The 1421-nt window shown below is 47.7% G+C and carries 1 protein-coding gene; it reads right to left on the bottom strand.

What is annotated here, in order from left to right; translation table 11 throughout:
- Positions 1-1343, bottom strand: a 1343-nt coding sequence (locus MTBPR1_RS10850) for an IS1182 family transposase (RefSeq protein ID WP_069189049.1), incomplete at its 3' end; no start/stop codon positions are given.
- Between the last annotated feature and the right edge of the window lie 78 nt (positions 1344-1421).

The following is a 1421-nucleotide window of genomic DNA, read 5'->3' as shown; positions in this document are numbered from 1 at the left end:
GTTGGAGGTGGTCTTGAGATGAATTTAGCTAAGCGTTTCAGGTTCTGCACTGTCGCCGTGAGTAAAAATTCATCCTTTGCTCCAGATAACCCTCGCAGCCTGAGCCTTGTCATTGCCAGGTTCTGTTTCGCTTCTCCGAACAGTCTTTCAATCTTTTTGCGATTACATGCCGATTGATTATAAGCTTCAGTGCCGTTAAGAGATCGGGCATGGTCACGAGCAGCCTCGTTAATATCGCGAGGAATTTTCCGTGAAGGGGTTCGTGGGCAACATTTTGTTTTCAGCGGGCATAGGTCGCAGTCTCGCTTGGATGCCCTGTATAAAAGTGTTTTGCCATCATGGACCTTACCTGTGGTCTTAAGTACCTTACCCTGCGGGCAGGTATAGAGGTCACGGCCCATATCAAAGCTAAAATCATCACGCGATAAAGTACCATCATCGCGCTTGGCCATATCCTTAACCGGAATATGCGGTTCTATCTTTTTCTTCTCAAGCCAACCAAGCATCTTGCCAGTACCATAAGCCATATCGCCCGCAATGTGATTAGGCTTTAGATCAAAACGATTTTCTGTACGTTCAAGCATATTTTCTGTCGCTTCGACTTCTTTGGTAATCCGTGTCGGTGTGGCTTCAACGTCAAGAATAACGGCGTTTTCCATATCGATTAGATAATTGAGACTGTAACCGAACATGATTTTATTGCGCCCCCGTATTGTCCAAGCCGCTGATGGGTCGGTTGGAGACATGGCTTTGGGTTTACGCTTAGGATTGGTTGGGGCATTCCCTCCATTAAGGGCTTCGATGTATTCCTTGACGGGCCGTTGGGCTTGCAGCTCATCTGTCCAGTCGATATCCGCACCTTCAATTCGGGCGAAGCGGCTGGCATTGGCCTCTATCACGCTTGCATCCACGGCAAAACCCTCACCACTGACCAGCCCCGCTTTCATGCACCGTCGGACCACATTCTCAAACACCGAGCGTAAAATATCACTTTGACGGAACCGTCCGTGCCGGTTAACCGAGAAGGTCGAATGGTCAGGAACCTTGTCTTCAAGGCCGAGCCGACAAAACCACCTATAAGCTAAATTAAGTTCGACTTCCTGGCACAATCGCCGCTCCGAGCGGATGGAATAACAGTAACCAACGAGCAGCATTCTGATCATAAGTTCAGGATCAATTGAGGGACGCCCTGTATGACTGTAGAAAGGAGAAAGTTCCGAACGCAACCAGCTTAAATCAAGCACTGCATCTAATTTGCGTACCAGGTGATCTTTAGGAACAACGTCTTCAAGATTAAACTTGTAAAACAGTCTGTCTTGCTGCCCAACCTGTGCACCTAACATCGCGCCTCTCCCAGATCAAATCACCTAATAATAGTGAATCACAATGAGATCTTGGGATCAAAGAGTTTTTCAACAGCC

The organism is Candidatus Terasakiella magnetica (genome assembly GCF_900093605.1).
Classification (GTDB): Bacteria; Pseudomonadota; Alphaproteobacteria; order Rhodospirillales; family Terasakiellaceae; genus Terasakiella; species Terasakiella magnetica.
This window is presented reverse-complemented; position numbering and strand designations above follow the sequence as displayed.